The organism is Vibrio sp. G-C-1 (assembly GCF_021728015.1).
Taxonomy (GTDB): Bacteria; Pseudomonadota; Gammaproteobacteria; order Enterobacterales; family Vibrionaceae; genus Vibrio; species Vibrio splendidus.
Genome location: NZ_JAKKCR010000004.1, coordinates 285,450 through 303,240, shown reverse-complemented (window position 1 = coordinate 303,240; position 17,791 = coordinate 285,450). Strand labels below are relative to the sequence as shown.

Here is a 17,791-nt window from a genome sequence, read left to right as displayed (position 1 = left end):
TTATTGATACTCTTAATTTTAATGTGGTTATAACTAAGGTGGTTCAGGAGAATGGTCTTGGCTAATAGAAAAGAGAAGCAACTTAAGTTGCTCGAAAAACTTCGTCAGTTAGGCGCTAGTGGAAAAGAATTTACTACCGGAGATGTAGCGAGCGGTAGTGAGTACCAAGCGGGAACTATTAACAAGTATTTCAATGAAAAGTTGAAAGGGCGTTGTTTAACACAAGTTACCCGTTCACTTTGGAAATGTGATGGGTTGAATAAGCTTTCCAATGACGAATTTCTGAACCTTTTATCTCAAAGCGTCAATGCAAAAATTAAATCTCCAGACGAAGTGCTATTCGGCCAGTTGATGAAACGAAGCCATGAAGCATTTACTTTGGCCTTAGAAATGTATAACCGACCAACACTTGGTAATCGAGTTGAAGCTTTCACGATCATGATGGTCAATGCATGGGAACTTATGTTGAAAGCGGAGTTAGTTAAAGTTGATGGAACGTCTAGCATTTTTGAAGATGGGAATTTTAGTATTCCTGTCAGAAAAGCTTTGAGTCGCTGCGTGTTATCAAATAGTGACCTCATAAAGAACTTAGAGGTAATGATTGATTTACGAGACCAGGCTATCCATTTATTAATCCCAGAGCTTCAGCCTAAATTATCTCTCTTGTTTCAAGCAACGGTGTTGAACTATCAAAAACGTTATAAAGATATTATGGGCAATAGCCCCCTTGAAGGGCAGAGTGTTGGTTTACTTAGCCTTATCGTCGATGGTAGCGAACCGGAAGTCGCGGTGATTAAAGAGCACTACGGCGAGTTAACAGCAAATCAAGTTAAAGAATTTCTCGGTAAGTTTACTGAGCTAACAAATGAGCACAACTCCGATGTATTTGCGATTTCAGTGGACTATAAGTTGGCTTTGACAAAGAAACAGTCTGACGCAGATTTATCTTTATCAAATGGCCCTGGCGGGAAAGACACAATTATTGTCCATCAAACAAAAGATGCAGCAATGACGCATCCTTTCCATCTTGAATCTGCAAGAGGTGAAATCAATTCTAGGCAGGCAAAATATAATATCACGCGTTGGTCATTTTTAGCTGTTATCACAAAGCATAAAATTCAATCGGGTAGTTATGGGGACTTTCATTATCAATTGGATAATCGTCATAGATACTCGCATACTTTTATTAATTGGTTCTTAAAAAACCTTGAACAAGATGGTTGGCTAGAGTCAGCAAGCGATAGTTATAAGAAAAACCGCAGTAAGAAGTCGAAAAGTAGAGCATAGAATGATTAAATCAATCGAAGAATATAAAGCAGATATCTCAGACGTAATTGACCGAATTAATTTCAAATCTGAAAATAATGAAAACTTTGAATTTCAATCAGGTTCTGGTGATTGGGATTTATCTAATGTTAAAAAATTTAACTTCTTAGTTGGAGCTAATAACTCAGGTAAAAGCCGTGCATTACGATACATATTATCACATGATGTTTTAAGTTGGGATATAGACACTGAACTTTTACCAGTAAGAACGGTAGTAGACAATCTAGATGACGCTGCTGTTCGTGATATGAGATTGCAATATTCTAATAATTCTATTGAGTTGAAGGAGAGTATTGCCAGAGTTAAGGCGGCCTGTCCTTCTGTAGGGATCGCTAAAGTAGCGAGAGCAATTGAAGCACAGCTTAATCTAAATCATATGATTCAAGGTGATAGTGTCACGGCTGACAGTATATATAAACATATTGTGATCGATAAACTGTCGAAACCAGAACTTAGCTTTATTACTAATGAATTTAAAATTAATTTTGCAGACTCTGTTTACATTCCTACGTTGAGAACCCTTCGTCATATTTCTGATGATGACCTTTATCATAAGAGAACCGTAGCCGACTACTTTAAAAACGGTGGTATAAAGCAAGAAGATATATTCACTGGTCATGATATAGCCAAAGACTTAAAGCGGCGTTTATTGGGTACGCATAAGCAACGTGAGAAGGTAAGGCATTTTGAGGGGTTTTTAAGTGAAAAATTTTTTTATGGCGCTGATATTTCTTTAACTCCAAGAATTGACGATAACGTAGTTTGGTTTAAAGAGGGAGTTAAGGACGAGTATCCTATTTATGACCTTGGTGATGGCATCCAAGCGATCATAATTCTTACATATAAAGTATTCATGGCAGAGCAGCCAACGGTTTTTTTCATAGAAGAGCCTGAAAAGTATTTGCATGCAGGCATGCAACGGACCTTGATTGAAGCATTGGCTGACTTGCCACATCACATGTTTTTTATGACTACTCATTCCAACCACTTTTTGGATCTGGCTTTAGAGCGGAACGATGTAGCTACCCATCAAGTGTCTCAGCATGAAGGGAAAACCCTGACTCGAAGTTCAGCTGAACTAACAGATTTGCTTGATGAGTTAGGTGTGCGAGCTTCATCTGTTTTACTTGCCAACTGCTCTATTTGGATTGAAGGTGTGACTGACAAGCTCTATCTTCGCGCTTATATGAACAAGTTTCTTAAAGAGTTAGAAGATAAAGGAAATAATTCTGAGAGGGTTGCACGCTTAAAGAGCTATCATGAAAATCTACATTTTGTATTTGTCGAATACCAAGGTTCTAATATTACGCATTGGGCTTTTAATCATGATGAATCTGGCGATGAAACAACAAGTGCTTACTTATTAAATAACAAAATTTTCTTGTTAGCCGATGGAGATATTGACTGGAAAGGTGACCGAACAGAGAATTTGACAGACCATTTGGGAGAGCAGTTCTATCAATTAGAGTTGAAAGAAATTGAAAACTATATCCCTTTAGAAGTGATAAAGAAAACTGCAGAGCTGCGGTTAAATGTGATGAACCAAAAAAAAGGGTGCTCTCTTAACTTTGATTCATTCACTCAAAGAAGCTACGCAAAGAAAAAAGTTGGTATTGGTCGTTATTTGGAGCAATGTGTCGAGAAGCCAGAAGGGCTTGAAAAAAGTTTTTTTGAAGAGGTAAGGAAAAGCAACACGGGCACAATTCGTGACAAAGTTACTTTCTGTAAAGAAGCTGTGCGTTATATGAATGGCCACCCTGAAGAATGGATGTTAACGGATGACCTTACCGAGCTGTGTGACAAACTTTGGTGTCACGTAGAAAGTAGTAATTAGTTAGATGAAAAAGGAGCCGTTTGGCTCCTATTTTTTTAATAGATACTCAGCTAGTTTTTTCTTCCATTTTAATGATTTAGACTTATCTTTAATCACCCTTTTACCAGAGTATGAGTTGCTTTTAAGCTCTTTTTCAGCTTCTTCTGCTTTCCTAGCTGTTTCAAAACTATAAGGGTGGGCGTAAAGGATTTCTCGTATCGGTAAGTAAATCATATATGTCTCATGATCACTGGTTAGCTTCTTTTCAAAGTTCCGAGCACCATTCCCATCTTTCTTTACAAACTCTTCGATTACATCTTTATACGGAGTTACTAGTTTGAGCTTTCTTTTTTTAGGAGTTCTATACCCACTATATATCGGTAATACTTTGATATCGTTAAAAGACTCAGCATGGATCTCTGTTGGAAATCCAATGTAAATTTTGTGGTCACTCATAGTAAAAAGGATGGGTTCTCCTTTTTGATAAGAATGGAAGAACAGCTTTGTAAACTCAGTACTCTCGCTATCCTCAGAAAAAGCTTTTAAGAAATATTGTTTTCTTTTTTCTGAGTTACCTGTAGCTATTCTGATTATGATGAAGGTTAACGGACCACAAATGGCTACGACATCAAAAAGGACGATAGATGTCAAAGACGGATTACTTTGAAAAACACTATTAAGGACAATATCTCCTAGGGAGAAGTAGTGTCCTAATGCGGTCAGGACACAGTCTGAAACAATATAGACAAATGTCGCTAGGACAAATAACAGTAACCCCATTCCTCCAGAAGCAAAAAATGTATGGTAACCGGCTCCTCTACGAAGTGGGTATCTTTGTTTTGGATGGTTGCTTAAAAGCCAGTAACCCAATAGGCAAACAGCTAGAATTAGTAGTAAAGATGTAGGACGAGGCATAAAAAATACTTAAACAAAAAAAGAGATGCATATAGCACCTCTTTTCTTTGAGATTATGTGAGTTAAGAACGATATAGCTGTTGAGCGGCTTTTAGCTCTGCTTGTACTGCTTCGCTGTTACGAAAAGATGTAATGTTCATCTTCACTGTATCAGGATTAGCCATATCTGGCGTGATTTCATATTGAGCGGTATCTGAAGCTAGCTCTTCAATACCTAGTAACTTACGAATGAATTTACCCATTAGATTGCTTCCAAACCATTTCATATAACCCCCTTATGAAGGTGATGTATGACTAGTCTTTAGAGTTCTTAATATGAACAAAGTATATGATAAGTCGGACATCATAGCAATCTAAAGCAGATTAACTAACTTCTTCTGGAATCATCTTAGTTGAGACTAAAGAATTCTATCATGTAATTTATGTGGGAACAGCTGGGTATAAACCTGCCACAATGTGTTTAGGTTTCTATGACCAGTTACTTGAGCCACTTCCTCAATCGTAAAGCCCTTTTCAAACAAGCGGCTTGCACCTTCACGGCGTAGGTCATGGTAGCGTAGGTTATCGATCCCAACCTTTTGACACACTTCAACGAAGCCTCGGCCAACTGAGCGTGGGTTATATGGAAATATTAACTCACCATTACGCTCTTGCTTCATCACAATATCAAACGCTTCACCAAGTAGAGGAACGACCATGTGGTTACCTTCTTTCTTACGTGGGTCTTTTCGGTCACGTACGATCACTGTTCTAAGTTCTTCGTTTAAGTCTTCCCAACGAATACCACAGACTTCGCTGACTCTCATATAGCTCAGGATGCTGAAATCTAGAAGCATGGAGTAGGGGATTTTATTTTCTCTGCGCTGCTCGCGCTCTTCTAGTGCTTCTTTTAACAGGTCTATTTCATCGGTGGTAGGGCGCCTTGTTACCTTAAATCTCTGAATAGCGGGTAAAAAAATAGCCAGCAGAGGCTGGCTATTTTTAGAAAGCTTTAAAATACTAAATTAAAGTACTTTGATGCTGTCAGCTTGAGGGCCTTTTTGACCTTGAGATACAGTGAACTCAACTTGTTGGCCTTCAGCAAGAGTTTTGAAACCGTCGCCTGTGATTGCAGAGAAATGTGCGAATACGTCTGGGCCGTTTTCTTGCTCGATGAAGCCGAAGCCTTTAGTTTCGTTGAACCATTTTACTTTACCAGTAACTGTGTTAGACATGATGATATCCTAAAATTAAATTTTTATTATGAGCCAATTGTGGCACTGATAGCGCGGAAAAGTTTATTGCTATTGCGTACAACACAACGGGGTTACTAGTAATCCAACGAAATGTTTATATACAAAGAACTTTCTTTCTAGCCGAGATGAAGTCTAAATCAAATCAGGGGATAGTCAATCGAATCCATAGTGAAAGGTTGCAGAAACTTGGGGGTAGTCAAACTTTGCATTCCTTAAATATCATGGAGTTACAGTTGTATGGTGATTTGTTGTAGTTTTTGTGAAAAAGGTGGTCGAAATTGATGACGAATTTGGAGTAATTGCACGGTTTTAGCGCATTTATTTTTGCAAATTAGAAGCCGCTAACTGGGTGCTGAGCCCAATTTTAACGGCTTATATTTATAAATCTCACGGTAAGCATCATGTGTCTATTGGAGCGAGCTTTTGACTACTTTTTCAAGCGGTACAGGTTGCCATTATCGGTACTGAAAAAGATGTCGCCGCTTGGTGAAGTTTCGATGTCTCTTATCCTTTCGCCTAAGTCTTCTAAAATACGCTCTTCCTTGATTGCCTCACCTTGTTCATTGACTGTCACAATATTGATGTGAGTAAGTTTTAGTGCGCCAGCCAGCAGCTTTCCTTTTAACTCTGGGTATTTATCGCCTTGGTAAACAATCAAGCTCCCCGGAGCGATTGAAGGAACGTAGACTTTTTTAGGCGCTTCAATACCATCTTTGGTTTTAGACTCGCCAACGCTGATAGGGCCCCAATACTCTTTTCCGTGTGAGGTGACTGGCCACCCATAGTTAGCACCTGCTTTTATTAGGTTAATTTCATCACCACCGCGCGGGCCGTGTTCAATCGACCAAAGTTTTTGAGTCGGAGCATCATAGAACAGCCCTTGTGGATTACGATGGCCATAACTCCAAATCTCATTGAGTACTTTGTTGTTGTCAGTGAATGGGTTATCGCTTGGCGTGCTTCCATCGGCATTTAATCGCAATATTGAGCCAGCATGAGTCATGGTGTCTTGGCCGTTGTCCCTGTCACCACGATCGCCGATTGAAAAATACAGGTGGTTCTCATCAAAGGTGATACGGCTACCAAAGTGACGCCCTGCGTCCGTTCTGGATTTTGACACAAACACGTCTGTCCAATTGGTAACTTCATTATTGCTGTAATTAGCAGAAGCCAGTGTCGTTACACCTTCACCATCGACGTCTTTACTATAAGTGACGTAGAACCTTCCGTTTTCAAAAGGGGAGAGTGCGATATCCAATAATCCACCTTGGCCTTTCGCCCAAACATTTGGCAGCCTGAACAATGTGTTTTGATCACCGGTCTTTAAATCAATGTGTTTAATGACGCCTGATTTTTCTGTTACTAGCATGGAGTTGTCGTTGATATAAGCCAACCCCCAAGGGATCACGAGTCCGTCGGTGATCTTCTCTGCCTGCCACGCAAAGGCTGACGTTATAGGAGCAAGGGCAAGCAGCGCCAAAGCACATGAAAAAATACGGTGATGAGTGTTCATTGAAGTCCCTTGATTATGAGCGTCTAGTGTTAGTCTAGCGCTTGTCGTGGGCAGGCGGAAAGCTGAGGTTGCCGAAAAGTGACTATTCACATATTTAGTTGAACACCTATTGTATGATTATACAAGCTCACGTATGTTTACTGTGCCTTTCTCTATTTGATCCAGTCGGAGCATTATGAACAACTCGCCAGCAGCGTTTCCGCTATTTTCTCTGTTTTTATGTTGCGGCTTAGATACGCACGTTTTTTCTTCGAACGGACGTATTAAACGATGAGTCGTCGGTTTGATTTTAAATCGATCTTACTTGCGTGCTTGGTCATCAGTATCGGTCAGCTCAGTATGGGACTGGTGTTTCCATCACTACCTTGGATCGCCAAAGACTTCGATGTGTCACTAGAGCAAGCCCAGCTTTTGGTAAGCGTGTACCTATTAGGTTTTGGGCCTTCCCAGTTTATTTATGGCCCTATTTCCGATGCTCTCGGGCGCAAGAAAGTACTGCTGAGCGGATTATTAATCGCCATGCTGGGACTATTGATGATCATTTTCTTCAGCCACTCGTTTACCAATATGGTGATGGGGCGATTTCTGCAAGGCCTAGGAACTGGCTGTTGCGCTGTACTTGCTCGTGCCTCGACGCGCGATAGATTCAACGGCGCAGACTTACCTTTGGCGATGTCTTATATTGCGATGGTTGCCTCTATAACACCTTTGATCGCGCCTGTTATCGGTGGGTTTATTAACTTCCACTTTGGCTGGAGTATGGTGTTTATCTCGCTACTTGGCTATGTCTCATTGGCTTGGGTGGTGTTGGCGTTCAAGTTTAAGGAAACCGTCACTCAGGTTTCGGCTATCCCTTCACCGAAGAAAATGGTTTCTCAATATAAAGAGTTACTCACTTCTCGTTATTTTATGAGCTTTGCGAGTATTGGCTGGCTTAACTTTAGCTTGATGATCACCACCGTATCAGTGATGCCATTTATCATGCAAAATCAGATTGGTATGACGTCAGATGAATACGCGATGTGGGCGGTGATTCCTGCATTAGGCATGCTGGGCGGAACAAGCTTATGTAACCGTATTCGCCCTATGTTGGGTAACAAGAAAACTCTGTTATGCACACCTGTATTACATGTTGCTGCGGCGTTGTGGCTTTTCTTTTGCCCACTTGAGCCACTGTATTTAATGCTTGGCCAGTTCTTGATGATCCTTGGCAATGGTATTGCGTTACCTTGTGCTCAGGCCTTGGTGATGTTGCCTTATAAGAAGAACGCTGGCGCGGCTGCTGCGATGTCTGGCGGCGGGCAGATGGTGGTGTCTTCAATGGTGAGTATGGGGCTAGTTCAATTAGGGCTAGGAGAAGCGTGGCATCTATCGCTTGTCATCATGTTGTTCACACTGATTACCCTGTTTAATATTTTACGTGGTTTCAGTAGCCAAGAAGCGAGAGAGTCCCAGCTTAGCTAGTTATCTGGTTAGCTAGTTATCTGGTTATCTGGTTATCTGGTTATTTAGTTATTTAGTTATTTAATTATTTAATTATTTAGCTAGCTAGCTAGCTAGCGAAAAACGAAAAGGCCATTGAAGTTTATGATTTCAATGGCCTTTATTATGCTTAGAGCTTAGAGCTTAGAGCTTAGAGCTTAGAGCTTAGAGCTTAGAGCTTAGAGCTTAGAGCTTAACGCTTAGATTTAAACTGAAATGCCCGAACTATTCACAGACGACTGCAACCTTCTCACTTGCTGCAGTATTGGCTGGAACTGGATGATCGATCAATCGGATAGGGGACTCATACAGTGCTGACAAAGCCTCTTCATCGAGTAACTTATCCGCGCTGCCTTCGAACGCAATCTGACCTTTTTTCAGGGCGACAATATGCGTCGCGTAACGAAGCGCTAGGTTCAAATCGTGCAAAATAACGATCACCCCAACATCTTCTTTTTTGTTGAGTTCAGACAGTAAGCCCATGAGCTGAAACTGATGATGAACATCCAATGCAGAAGTCGGTTCATCAAGGATCAATACCGGTGACTGCTGAGCCAGTAACATAGAGACCCATGCTCGTTGACGTTCTCCTCCAGATAGATCATCCGCCAAAGCTTGTGAGAATTCAGTGACACCGGTTCTTTCCATCGCTTGTCGGATAATCGATTTGTCTTCTGAATTCCAACGACCTAGTGCGCCTCGCCATGGGAAGCGTCCTAAACGAACCAGCTCTTCGACTGTTAAGCCAGCAGAAGCGGGAAGCTTTTGCGGTAAATACGCAATCTGCTTGGCTAAGTCTTTGCTTTTGAATAAAGAGAGGGAAGTGCCGTCTAGTTCCACGCTGCCATGATCCGGTGACATCTGCCCAGAGAGCAAATTAACGAGTGTAGATTTACCCGAACCATTATGGCCAAGAACGACGGTCAGTTCGTTGGTCGGAATCGTGAGGTCTTCGATTGAGAGAATCGTTCGTTCATCACGAACAATTTTGATGTTTGAAAGCAGAAACATGTCAGTCCTGTGCCTAGACCAATAAAGCGCTTCAGTGAAATTAAACGAGCTTTATTGGCTTTTAAAAATAGAGGGTGTTATTGAGCTGTTTTTTTGTTGTCGGGGTGTCTTGGGCAATCGTCGCAATACTTTCTAGAGTCGCACTTATAAACTAAGCAGCAGCTGATTCTGATCAGTTTTAGCATCCCCGAATCAGCGTCTATTTTAAGGCTGTCTAAATGATTTTCAGGTAGCTGGCATGCTTCTAACCAAAGCTTAGCTTGTTCAGTGATATAATCGTTGGTTAGGCTCGGCTCGTGCTGCTGTAGTTTTATCAAGCTGCCTAGTAACAGATCAGCAAGTAGATGATTGGTAAACCCCGGACGAATACGTGTCCACTCACTAATCTGGTTACGATAAAACTCTGTGAGTGCAAGAATAGCTTCGCCTGCTTGTGGAATCAGTTCTTCTGGTGAACCGTGTTGATGATCACCATTAAAGAAACGGTAGCCCGTGACAAATTCTTTGTACCTAAACTGGCCGATATTCTTAATATCAGGCAGTGAGTGAAGGCCGTAGATAGATATAAAGGTCACGTAGATTGGTTGCCAGCAAACCAGATCCCACGTTCGGGTTAACCAATAGGCTTTGCCTGCTTCAGGGTGGCTTTGTGCAAGGCCATCGTAAACTCGTTTGATTTCTTTATGGCTATCATCATTCGTTATTGCAATGCTCTTGCTATGCAGAGCACCAAAGCTTCCACTTAAATAAGGTGTCACTTGTTTTGAGTGAGCGAAGATTTTCTGATGTAGAGACGGGGCTCTCCGACGAGTGATAATATTGTGCAGCTGGGAAAGCATCATAAACCATTAAATGAGAATCAGTAGCGTTATCATAACGGACATAATCGAGGATAACCATACAAAATGGAGCATCTACTCGGTGTCTCTGTCTTTTGGCTATTTTATAGAACACATATGAGTACTTCTTTTTTGAGTGATAAAAGCCGCTTTAAATGATAAAAGTATTGGTGAATCGAATATATCGCTGCCAACTATAGAGAATATGAAAGCTTAAATATGAACACACCTGCATTTGGTCGTATCAGTCGCGTTTTAACCTATATCCATTCGAACCTTAGCTCCTCGCTATCGTTAGAAGATATTGCGACACAAAGCTGTTGGTCTCGTTGGCAGCTTCAAAGAGTGTTTCAAGCAGAGACTGGGCTTACTGTGGCTAACTATGTGAGAGAGCTAAAGCTGAGTCAGGCTGCAGAAGAGCTACTTGATGGAAAAGAGCGTGTGATTGATGTTGCACTCGGGCTTGGATTCAACTCAGAAATTAGTTTTAGTCGTTCCTTTAAGCAGATGTTTGGGTCTAGCCCAAGTCAGTATAGAAAAGCAGGAAAAAGAGTCGGGCTAAGAAAGCCGATACAAGTATCTGAAACAGCGAGTACTTCTGAAAAAGGGGCGTTAAGCTTTGTGGAAGTGCGCATTGATGAAAGAGAGTCTTTCCTAGTGAAAGGTATGACATCAGAAATCAGTGGTTTGTTTTCACTCACGCAAGACTTCGCTCAGAAAGTCCCTCAGCTATGGTCACGTTTAGAAGGTGAAGTTGAGATCCCTGACGACAACGTGCTCCAGTTCATTGGCGTGGTTGACCTGACTCAGTCTTGCTTTGACGGGACTAATATTCACTATTGGGCAGGGGTAGAACTTCAGGAAGGAATTTCAATCCCGCAACTACCGAGTTTAATTTCTGAAAAGTTAGAAGTGCTGACCATCCCCAAGCAAACCTATGCGGTGGTGAAGCACTGCGGGCCTATCGAGAACCTGCGACATACCTTGAGTTGGTTTGTGCTGAATTGGATGCCAAGTTCCGGCTATCGTGGTCTTGATGGTTATGAGCTTGAAGTGTACCCATTTGGCTATCAAGCTCATGCCGCTAATGCAGAAATGGAGTACTGGATCCCTATTATTAAATCGTAGTCATATCCTCGTCATTCCCTTCTAGCAAAGCCTTCCTATCAATAGGGTCAATTGTCTTTTTAATCACCAATTGACCGTTTTCTACTAAAAATAGGTCAAGTTCTTTTTGAATTTGCACCAAATTGTTAATTATCCCACCTCTAGATACATACAATGCAAATGAGATTTATTATTATTTATATTAAGCATTGGTACCGAGGGAATTATGACCACTCACACTCGTTTTAAGTATTCATCATTGGCAGTAGCGTTGCTGACTGCGTTCTCAGCGCAAGCGTTGGCGGAAGAAACCGTTACTGCGCCAGATTCGAATATAGAAACTGTCACTATTATGGGTAAAGCCTATCGTAATACAGCAACGAAAACCGTTTTAGATCCAGAAGAAACGCCGCAGACTCTCAACGTTATCGAAAGTGAACAGATGGAACAACGTGGTGTTAAGTCTGTTATGCAAGCTCTTCGTTATGCTCCAGGTGTTTCAACTGAGAACAAAGGTGGTGCAGTGGTTCTTAGTGATTGGGTTAAAATTCGTGGCTTTGAGTCTTCAAATAACTATTACGACGGAATGATGTTGCCAATTCTTCCTGGCTGGAATGTAAAACCTCAAATTGATCCAATTGCGATGGAGCGTTTAGAAATCTTTAAAGGTCCAACGTCTGTTCTTTATGGAAGTATGCCACCAGGAGGCATGGTAAATATCATTGCGAAAGCTCCTAAGTTCGAAGAATCTACGAAAATTGGTTTAGCAACGGGTTTAGATAACCTAGTTGAAGCATCAATTGATACCACGGGCGCTTTGAGTGACAACGTTGCTTATCGTTTGGTCGCTCTTGGTCGTAAAAAAGATACGCAAGTTGACGGTGTAGAGGAAGAGCGCTATGTAATTGCGCCTTCAATTGATTGGTATGTGTCTGATAAAACCTTTATTAACTTCAATCTCTATTATCAGAATGATCCCGCACTAGGTCAAAACGTGACACTCCCATTAGCCGCGATTGAATCAGGTAAAATCTCACCGTCGACATTTGCTGGTGATGTTAATTACAACACTATCGAAAGAGATTTCTTGATTACTGGTTACAAATTCAATCATGACTTCAACTCTAACTGGGCTTTCTTACAAAACTTCCGCTATATGCAGGCTGATTTCTATCAAGAAAGTACGAGCAGTGGCAATTTTGATGCATCAACTGGAGAGTTGGAACGCTCGGCATATAGTACTGATGAAAGCTCTAAGGGCATCAGTGTTGATAACCAACTATCGGGTTTAGTGTCCACTGGCTCATTGGATCATTATCTACTCTTTGGTTTAGATTATCGAAACATTGAAGGTGATGTAGCTTACGACGCTTTTGCAGGTGTTGATGGAATTAACCTTTATAACCCAAATAACGATAAGCTGAATCCGGACGATTTCACAAAAGTGTATTATCAAAATGACGACATTGAAATGAGTCAACTTGGTCTTTACTTCCAAGATCAGATGTTGATTGATAATTGGGTGTTCATTGCTGGTGGTCGTTTTGACAAAGTCGAAACAACGACAAAAGTATCAGTATTTGGTGGCACTCCAAGTAAAACTAAAACCGATGATACTAACTTTTCGTACCGCTTAGGTGCTCTATACAAATTTGATAATGGTTTATCCCCATTCGCAAATTTTGCGACTAGTTTCGAACCTAGTGCAAAGCTGGATGCTAGCGGCAATAACTTGGATCCAGAGACAGGAGAGCAAGTAGAGTTTGGTCTTAAATATGACTCATACGAAAACATGTTGTCAGGTTCCATGGCTCTGTTTCAAGTTAAGAAAAAGAATGTGGGCGTTCGTCCTGACGGAGCTTCGCCATGGACAGCTGTTGGTGAGATTCGCTCACAAGGTATTGAGCTAGAGGGACGTGCACAAGTAACTGATAACTTAGACTTGTTGGCCAACTATACGTATACCGACATGGAAATAACTGAAGATAAAGATGCTTCAAACATTGGACAAACACCTGTTTTCGTACCAGATCATACGGCAAATGTTTGGGCTAACTACTTTGTACGTGACGGTGTCATGAATGGCCTTAGAGTTGGTGGCGGCGTACGTTATGTGGGTGAAACAGTACTAAACGACACGTCAGATAAAAACAAAGGCAAAGTTCCATCATATACGTTAGTTGACTTGTCACTTGGTTACGACTTAGGTGAGATGAACAGTTCTTTAAAGAATGCAACAGCTAACATTGTTGCCAACAATATCTTCAATGAAGAATATTACACTTGCTGGAATGAAAGCTACTGTTGGTACGGACAAGAGCAAACCGTTGAATTCAATGTCAACTATGAATTCTAATTAGGTTAGGGTTATTAATTTTAAAGCAGCCTTCACTGGGCTGCTTTTGTCGTTTGAAGAAATATAGAATTTAGATTAAGTAGGCAACAGTATGAATTTACAACGAATAGCTTCCCATTTTTCTAAAGCAAAGAGCTTGAATGCAAAGCTGGTGGTAACCGTATTGGCGAGCGCTTTATCGTTTAATGCGATGGCCAACTTTCAAGTTGAAGACAGTGAGGGTGTTAAAACCCTTGAAGCTCAGCCTGTTAGAGTGGCTGCGCTGAACTGGGACATAGCCGAACAAGTGATTGAACTCGGTATAACACCAGTGGCAGTGCCTGATATCGCTGGCTATACAGATTGGGTTGTTCAACCTGCGATTCCAGAAGGCGTGGCAGATATTGGCACTCGAACTGAGCCTAATTTTTCTGCTTTGAAGAAGCTAAACCCTGATGTGATTCTTATCGCTTCTCCTCAGAAAGATCTTCAGGAACGACTTTCTGAAATTGCGCCCGTGCTTTACTACCAAACGTACAGTGACCTGCACAGCAATGCAGCGGCTGCTATCGAGAACTTCAAGAAGATCGGACAGTTGCTTGGTAAAGAAGAACAAGCGAACCAAAAGCTGGCCGCAATGGATGAGCGTATCGCTGTCCTTAAGGCTGAACTGGATAAAGCGTATCCGGGCGACAAACCGAAAGTGACCTCTTTCCGTTTTGCGAGCACTACATCGGTGTTCATTTACGGCGATAACTCTATTCCACAGTACGCACTTGAACAGCTAGGCTTTGAGAATGCTATGGATCTTCCTGCAAGTCAGTGGGGCATCAGTCAAAAACGCATGACCGAGCTTAAGAACGTGAAGAAGGGGATTGCGCTTTATTTTGAACCTTTCCCATATCAAGACAAGCTAGACCGTTCTCCGGTTTGGAAGAGCATGCCTTTCGTTCGCAATGGTCAATTTAGCCCAGTCGCGGCAAGTTGGAGTTACGGCGGTGCCATGTCGATTTTGTATAACGCAGAAGCCATGGCGCAATCGTTGTTGACGCTAGCGGAGCAGTAATGAAATCCAGTGGTTTTATGATGGGGGCTGCGCTGCTTTGTGCTGTCCTTGTTCATTTATGGTTAGGGCAGTCGGAATTTGGCCCTATTAGTGAGTTGTTCCAGCAAGTCTCCCAGATTGGTGATATCGCGACATTCAACTCAATGGTCGATGAATCATTCGAGCTGATGGCGTTAATTTATGTCAACTTACCTCGTTTGGTCATGGCGATTTTGGTTGGCGGAACACTTGGTACCATCGGCAGCTTGTTTCAACAATTGACACAAAATCGCATGATGTCCCCGCTAACCTTAGGTACATCGTCAGGTGCATGGCTTGGTCTGGTTATTCTGAATGTGGTTGCGCCGATGTTGGTCGCTCAGTATTCAGTTTGGTTTGCTCTAATTGGTGCGCTGCTTGCGATGGGGCTTATCGTTTCCATTGTTGGCATCAAAAACATGAGCGGCTTGCCAATTGTATTGGCGGGTATGGCGGTCAACTTGTTGCTAGGGGCATTTGCGACGGCGATTATTCTGCTCAACGATCAGTACGCACAAAATCTGTTTGTGTGGGGAGCGGGCGACCTAGGACAGAATGGTTGGGAACAAGTGCTTTGGTTGATGCCGAAGTTACTGCCGATTTTTGCCATATTCTTCTTAGCTCCGCGAGTTCTGACTTTGCTTTCGATTGGTACTGAAGGGGCAGCAGCGCGCGGGCTTAATATTGGCACCACATTCTTTGTATTGATGGTGGTTGGCGTTTGGTTGGTTTCAGTATCGATTACCTCAGTTGGCGTGATCAGCTTTATCGGCTTGATTGCCCCGAACATCGCTAGGCATCTCGGTTTTCTAAAGGCCAAACCTGAACTCATCGCAAGCTGCGTATTAGGTGCGCTATTACTTTGTGTCACCGACAGCTTGGCGATCTTCTTGGCGCAATGGTCTTTGGACATGATTCCAACAGGGACGGCAACCGCAGTGATTGGTGCTCCTGCGTTGATCATTATTGCGAGAAAGCAAATGTCTGCTCAAGATCAGTTGTTTTTCTCAATGCCTAAAGGTCCGAAGTTTATTTCACCTGTGGCTTACTTCTTGTTGGGCACAATGATTTTCGGGTTGCTGGCGTTGAGTTCATTGTCTCAGCCTTCTTCTGATATGGGCTACTTTGTTATTCCAGACGCATTTGAATGGTCTATTCGTTGGCCTAGAATGTTAACCGCGATATTCGCTGGTGGCGGCTTAGCGGTGGCGGGTGTGATTTTACAAAGATTGGTCTACAACCCGCTCGCAAGCCCAGATATTCTTGGTGTGTCGGCGGGTGCGGTTCTGGCGTTGATTTTCAGTAGCTTATTCATGGGCTATTCGATTCACTCGCTAAGCCCGTGGGTTGCGTTTCTGGGCAGTGCGATTGCACTCTGTTTGTTATTGTTCCTTGGCAAGAAGCATCAGTTCGCGCCATCGATTTTGATCCTCACTGGTATTTCGCTGACCGCGGTATTGGAAGCTTTGGTGCAATTCTCTCTAACGCGAGTGGGTGAAGGGAAATACACATTATTGGCTTGGTTAGCAGGGTCTACCTACCGTGTGGAGCCTGAGTCTGCCACTATAATGGCTGTCGTGATTACGGCTTGTATTGGTGTTGCTCTGTTACTGAGCCGTTGGGTGACCTTAATTGCGACTGGACGACAGTTCGCGAGTGCCAGAGGGTTGAATATCAATATCGCATACGTGGCACTGTTGTGTATTGTTGCGATCTTATGCTCGGTCGTGACAACCACCATGGGGCCTGTCGCTTTTGTTGGCTTGTTAGCTCCGCATATCGCTGCAATGGTGGGGGCTCGTTTGGTTCGAGAGCAGATCATCTTGTCGTTTTTAATTGGTGCTGCACTCATGCTATTTGCAGACTGGTTAGGGCAAGTGGTGGTGTTTCCGGCGCAGCTTGCGGCAGGGACGTTAGTTTCCATTATTGGTGGTAGCTACTTCATCTTCTTGTTATTAAAATCTCGAAGAACATAGGTTCTCCCAAAACTGAGAGTCCTTGACTATCAAAGCTATTGGTATTCAAAACTACTGGTAATCAAAGCTATTGGCGAAAAAGCTACGAATGAAAAGCAGTGAATGGAGCGATCCATCACTGCTTTTTTATTGATGTCGTTTGTGTAAGGGAGCGGTGTTAAGCAACACAGGTCTCGCTTCTTAATGTGCAAGTTTGGCATATGTTAATAAAATGTATAATCTAAAGGTCTGACCACTTATAAGGTAGCCACCATGCCAAACCTCGATCGTATTACTTGTTCTATCGATGAAAACCAAATTGCGACGGTTGTGTTGAATCGACCCGATAAGCTCAATGCTATTGATATGGCAATGTTTGAAGCCGTTAATGACATGATAAGTGAGCTCAAGAAGAACAGAGATATTCGAGCTGTTATTGTTAAAGGCAGTGGTTCAGATTTTTGTTCTGGTTTAGATGTTAAATCGTTATTGAACAGTAAAGTAGGGGCGATGAAGCTCTTGTTCAAATGGTTACCGACATTACCCAATGCTGCGCAGCGCTTTTCGCTTGGTTGGCGAGAGATCCCATGTCCTGTCATTTTTGCGATTCATGGTCGTTGTTGGGGAGGCGGCCTTCAATTAGCCAGTGGTGGTGATTTTAGGATGGCCAGTCCAGACGCGACTTTCTCGATATTGGAAGCCAAATGGGGTTTGATTCCTGACATGGGAGGCGCCATCGCATTTCGAGAGTTAATGCGTAAAGATCACACCTTAGAAATGGCGATGACCGCTAAAGAGATCGACTGTGAAACAGCGAAAGACTATGGGCTGGTAACCAAGATTGCCGAAGATCCTTACGCTGAAGCTTATGCGTTGGCACTTGAGTGTGCGAATCGGTCACCAGATGTTGTCGCTGCTAATAAGAAACTCTACAACAAGACTTGGTGGTCAAGCCCTGGCATGGCCGTATTTTACGAGACCTGGTATCAGATAAAGGTAGGGTTAGGCAAGAATAGAGCAATCGCTGCTCAACGTGAAATTCATCGAGACAAGCCACGTTCATACGTCGCGAGAAAGTTCAAATAGCGTTTGTACAGGAATAACGGATATTCCATTTGTTTATGGGGCTTTGCGGTAACCTTAGAGCAATTTAATGTCTAAGGCTAAATGAGCAAT

Annotated in this window: 14 protein-coding genes and 1 pseudogene; 8 read left to right on the top strand and 7 right to left on the bottom strand. The window is 42.4% G+C overall.

Annotation, left to right across the window (positions count from 1 at the left end; genetic code table 11):
- Nucleotides 1-57: 57 nt before the first annotated feature.
- Nucleotides 58-1,287, top strand: coding sequence for a DUF3644 domain-containing protein (locus L3V36_RS08605; RefSeq protein ID WP_237296651.1), 1,230 nt, complete (start codon nt 58-60; stop codon nt 1,285-1,287).
- A gap of 1 nt (nt 1,288) precedes the next feature.
- Complete coding sequence (locus L3V36_RS08600) at nt 1,289-3,160, top strand: AAA family ATPase (RefSeq protein ID WP_208775428.1); 1,872 nt, start codon at nt 1,289-1,291, stop codon at nt 3,158-3,160.
- 27 nt (nt 3,161-3,187) lie between these two features.
- On the opposite strand, the gene L3V36_RS08595 is transcribed toward L3V36_RS08600, so the two are convergent.
- From L3V36_RS08595 to L3V36_RS08575, 5 genes and pseudogenes are all read right to left on the bottom strand, one after another.
- A complete protein-coding gene (locus L3V36_RS08595) occupies nt 3,188-4,054 on the bottom strand; it encodes a hypothetical protein (RefSeq protein WP_133151842.1) in 867 nt (288 codons plus the stop codon).
- A 62-nt stretch (nt 4,055-4,116) separates the two neighbouring features.
- The gene (locus L3V36_RS08590) at nt 4,117-4,320 is read right to left on the bottom strand and encodes a hypothetical protein (protein WP_133151843.1); all 204 of its coding nucleotides are present in this window, start codon (nt 4,318-4,320) and stop codon (nt 4,117-4,119) included.
- A 132-nt stretch (nt 4,321-4,452) separates the two neighbouring features.
- Nucleotides 4,453-4,980 (bottom strand): annotated as a pseudogene (locus L3V36_RS08585) (site-specific integrase); the annotation flags it as partial.
- A 78-nt stretch (nt 4,981-5,058) separates the two neighbouring features.
- Nucleotides 5,059-5,268, bottom strand: a complete 210-nt coding sequence (locus L3V36_RS08580) for a cold-shock protein (RefSeq protein WP_004731543.1) — start codon at nt 5,266-5,268, stop codon at nt 5,059-5,061.
- A gap of 448 nt (nt 5,269-5,716) precedes the next feature.
- Complete coding sequence (locus L3V36_RS08575; RefSeq protein ID WP_108092256.1) at nt 5,717-6,802, bottom strand: PQQ-dependent sugar dehydrogenase; 1,086 nt, start codon at nt 6,800-6,802, stop codon at nt 5,717-5,719.
- A gap of 270 nt (nt 6,803-7,072) precedes the next feature.
- Here L3V36_RS08575 and L3V36_RS08570 point away from each other — a divergent pair, with 270 nt between their 5' ends.
- Entirely contained in the window at nt 7,073-8,266 is a 1,194-nt protein-coding gene (locus L3V36_RS08570; protein WP_004731540.1) for a multidrug effflux MFS transporter, read from the top strand.
- Nucleotides 8,267-8,509: 243 nt separating this feature from the next.
- On the opposite strand, the gene L3V36_RS08565 is transcribed toward L3V36_RS08570, so the two are convergent.
- Together L3V36_RS08565 and L3V36_RS08560 are read right to left on the bottom strand one after the other, a co-directional pair.
- Nucleotides 8,510-9,295, bottom strand: a complete 786-nt coding sequence (locus L3V36_RS08565; RefSeq protein WP_108092255.1) for an ABC transporter ATP-binding protein — start codon at nt 9,293-9,295, stop codon at nt 8,510-8,512.
- Between the two features lie 77 nt (nt 9,296-9,372).
- Complete coding sequence (locus tag L3V36_RS08560) at nt 9,373-10,134, bottom strand: siderophore ferric iron reductase (RefSeq protein WP_108092254.1); 762 nt, start codon at nt 10,132-10,134, stop codon at nt 9,373-9,375.
- Nucleotides 10,135-10,353: 219 nt separating this feature from the next.
- Between L3V36_RS08560 and L3V36_RS08555 the strand changes: the two genes are divergently transcribed.
- From L3V36_RS08555 to L3V36_RS08535, 5 genes are all read left to right on the top strand, one after another.
- Complete coding sequence (locus L3V36_RS08555) at nt 10,354-11,262, top strand: helix-turn-helix domain-containing protein (protein ID WP_108092253.1); 909 nt, start codon at nt 10,354-10,356, stop codon at nt 11,260-11,262.
- A gap of 205 nt (nt 11,263-11,467) precedes the next feature.
- Entirely contained in the window at nt 11,468-13,597 is a 2,130-nt protein-coding gene (locus L3V36_RS08550; RefSeq protein WP_108092252.1) for a TonB-dependent siderophore receptor, read from the top strand.
- Between the two features lie 91 nt (nt 13,598-13,688).
- Nucleotides 13,689-14,642 carry an iron-siderophore ABC transporter substrate-binding protein gene (locus L3V36_RS08545; protein ID WP_208775429.1) on the top strand — a complete coding sequence of 318 codons (954 nt, stop codon included), beginning with the start codon at nt 13,689-13,691 and terminating at the stop codon, nt 14,640-14,642.
- The gene (gene fhuB, locus L3V36_RS08540; protein ID WP_208775431.1) at nt 14,642-16,636 is read left to right on the top strand and encodes a Fe(3+)-hydroxamate ABC transporter permease FhuB; all 1,995 of its coding nucleotides are present in this window, start codon (nt 14,642-14,644) and stop codon (nt 16,634-16,636) included. Before L3V36_RS08545 ends, fhuB begins: the two co-directional genes overlap by 1 nt.
- A 252-nt stretch (nt 16,637-16,888) precedes the next feature.
- Nucleotides 16,889-17,701 carry a crotonase/enoyl-CoA hydratase family protein gene (locus L3V36_RS08535; protein ID WP_017094755.1) on the top strand — a complete coding sequence of 271 codons (813 nt, stop codon included), beginning with the start codon at nt 16,889-16,891 and terminating at the stop codon, nt 17,699-17,701.
- Nucleotides 17,702-17,791: the final 90 nt, after the last annotated feature.

What these genes read in the sequence shown, in the direction of transcription:
- L3V36_RS08600 (WP_208775428.1), top strand. Translation starts at nt 1,289, where the DNA reads ATGATTAAATCAATCGAAGAATATAAAGCAGATATCTCAGACGTAATT.
- L3V36_RS08595 (WP_133151842.1), bottom strand. Translation starts at nt 4,054, where the DNA reads ATGCCTCGTCCTACATCTTTACTACTAATTCTAGCTGTTTGCCTATTG.
- L3V36_RS08590 (WP_133151843.1), bottom strand. Translation starts at nt 4,320, where the DNA reads ATGAAATGGTTTGGAAGCAATCTAATGGGTAAATTCATTCGTAAGTTA.
- L3V36_RS08580 (WP_004731543.1), bottom strand. Translation starts at nt 5,268, where the DNA reads ATGTCTAACACAGTTACTGGTAAAGTAAAATGGTTCAACGAAACTAAA.
- L3V36_RS08575 (WP_108092256.1), bottom strand. Translation starts at nt 6,802, where the DNA reads ATGAACACTCATCACCGTATTTTTTCATGTGCTTTGGCGCTGCTTGCC.
- L3V36_RS08570 (WP_004731540.1), top strand. Translation starts at nt 7,073, where the DNA reads ATGAGTCGTCGGTTTGATTTTAAATCGATCTTACTTGCGTGCTTGGTC.
- L3V36_RS08565 (WP_108092255.1), bottom strand. Translation starts at nt 9,295, where the DNA reads ATGTTTCTGCTTTCAAACATCAAAATTGTTCGTGATGAACGAACGATT.
- L3V36_RS08560 (WP_108092254.1), bottom strand. Translation starts at nt 10,134, where the DNA reads ATGCTTTCCCAGCTGCACAATATTATCACTCGTCGGAGAGCCCCGTCT.
- L3V36_RS08555 (WP_108092253.1), top strand. Translation starts at nt 10,354, where the DNA reads ATGAACACACCTGCATTTGGTCGTATCAGTCGCGTTTTAACCTATATC.
- L3V36_RS08550 (WP_108092252.1), top strand. Translation starts at nt 11,468, where the DNA reads ATGACCACTCACACTCGTTTTAAGTATTCATCATTGGCAGTAGCGTTG.
- L3V36_RS08545 (WP_208775429.1), top strand. Translation starts at nt 13,689, where the DNA reads ATGAATTTACAACGAATAGCTTCCCATTTTTCTAAAGCAAAGAGCTTG.
- fhuB (WP_208775431.1), top strand. Translation starts at nt 14,642, where the DNA reads ATGAAATCCAGTGGTTTTATGATGGGGGCTGCGCTGCTTTGTGCTGTC.
- L3V36_RS08535 (WP_017094755.1), top strand. Translation starts at nt 16,889, where the DNA reads ATGCCAAACCTCGATCGTATTACTTGTTCTATCGATGAAAACCAAATT.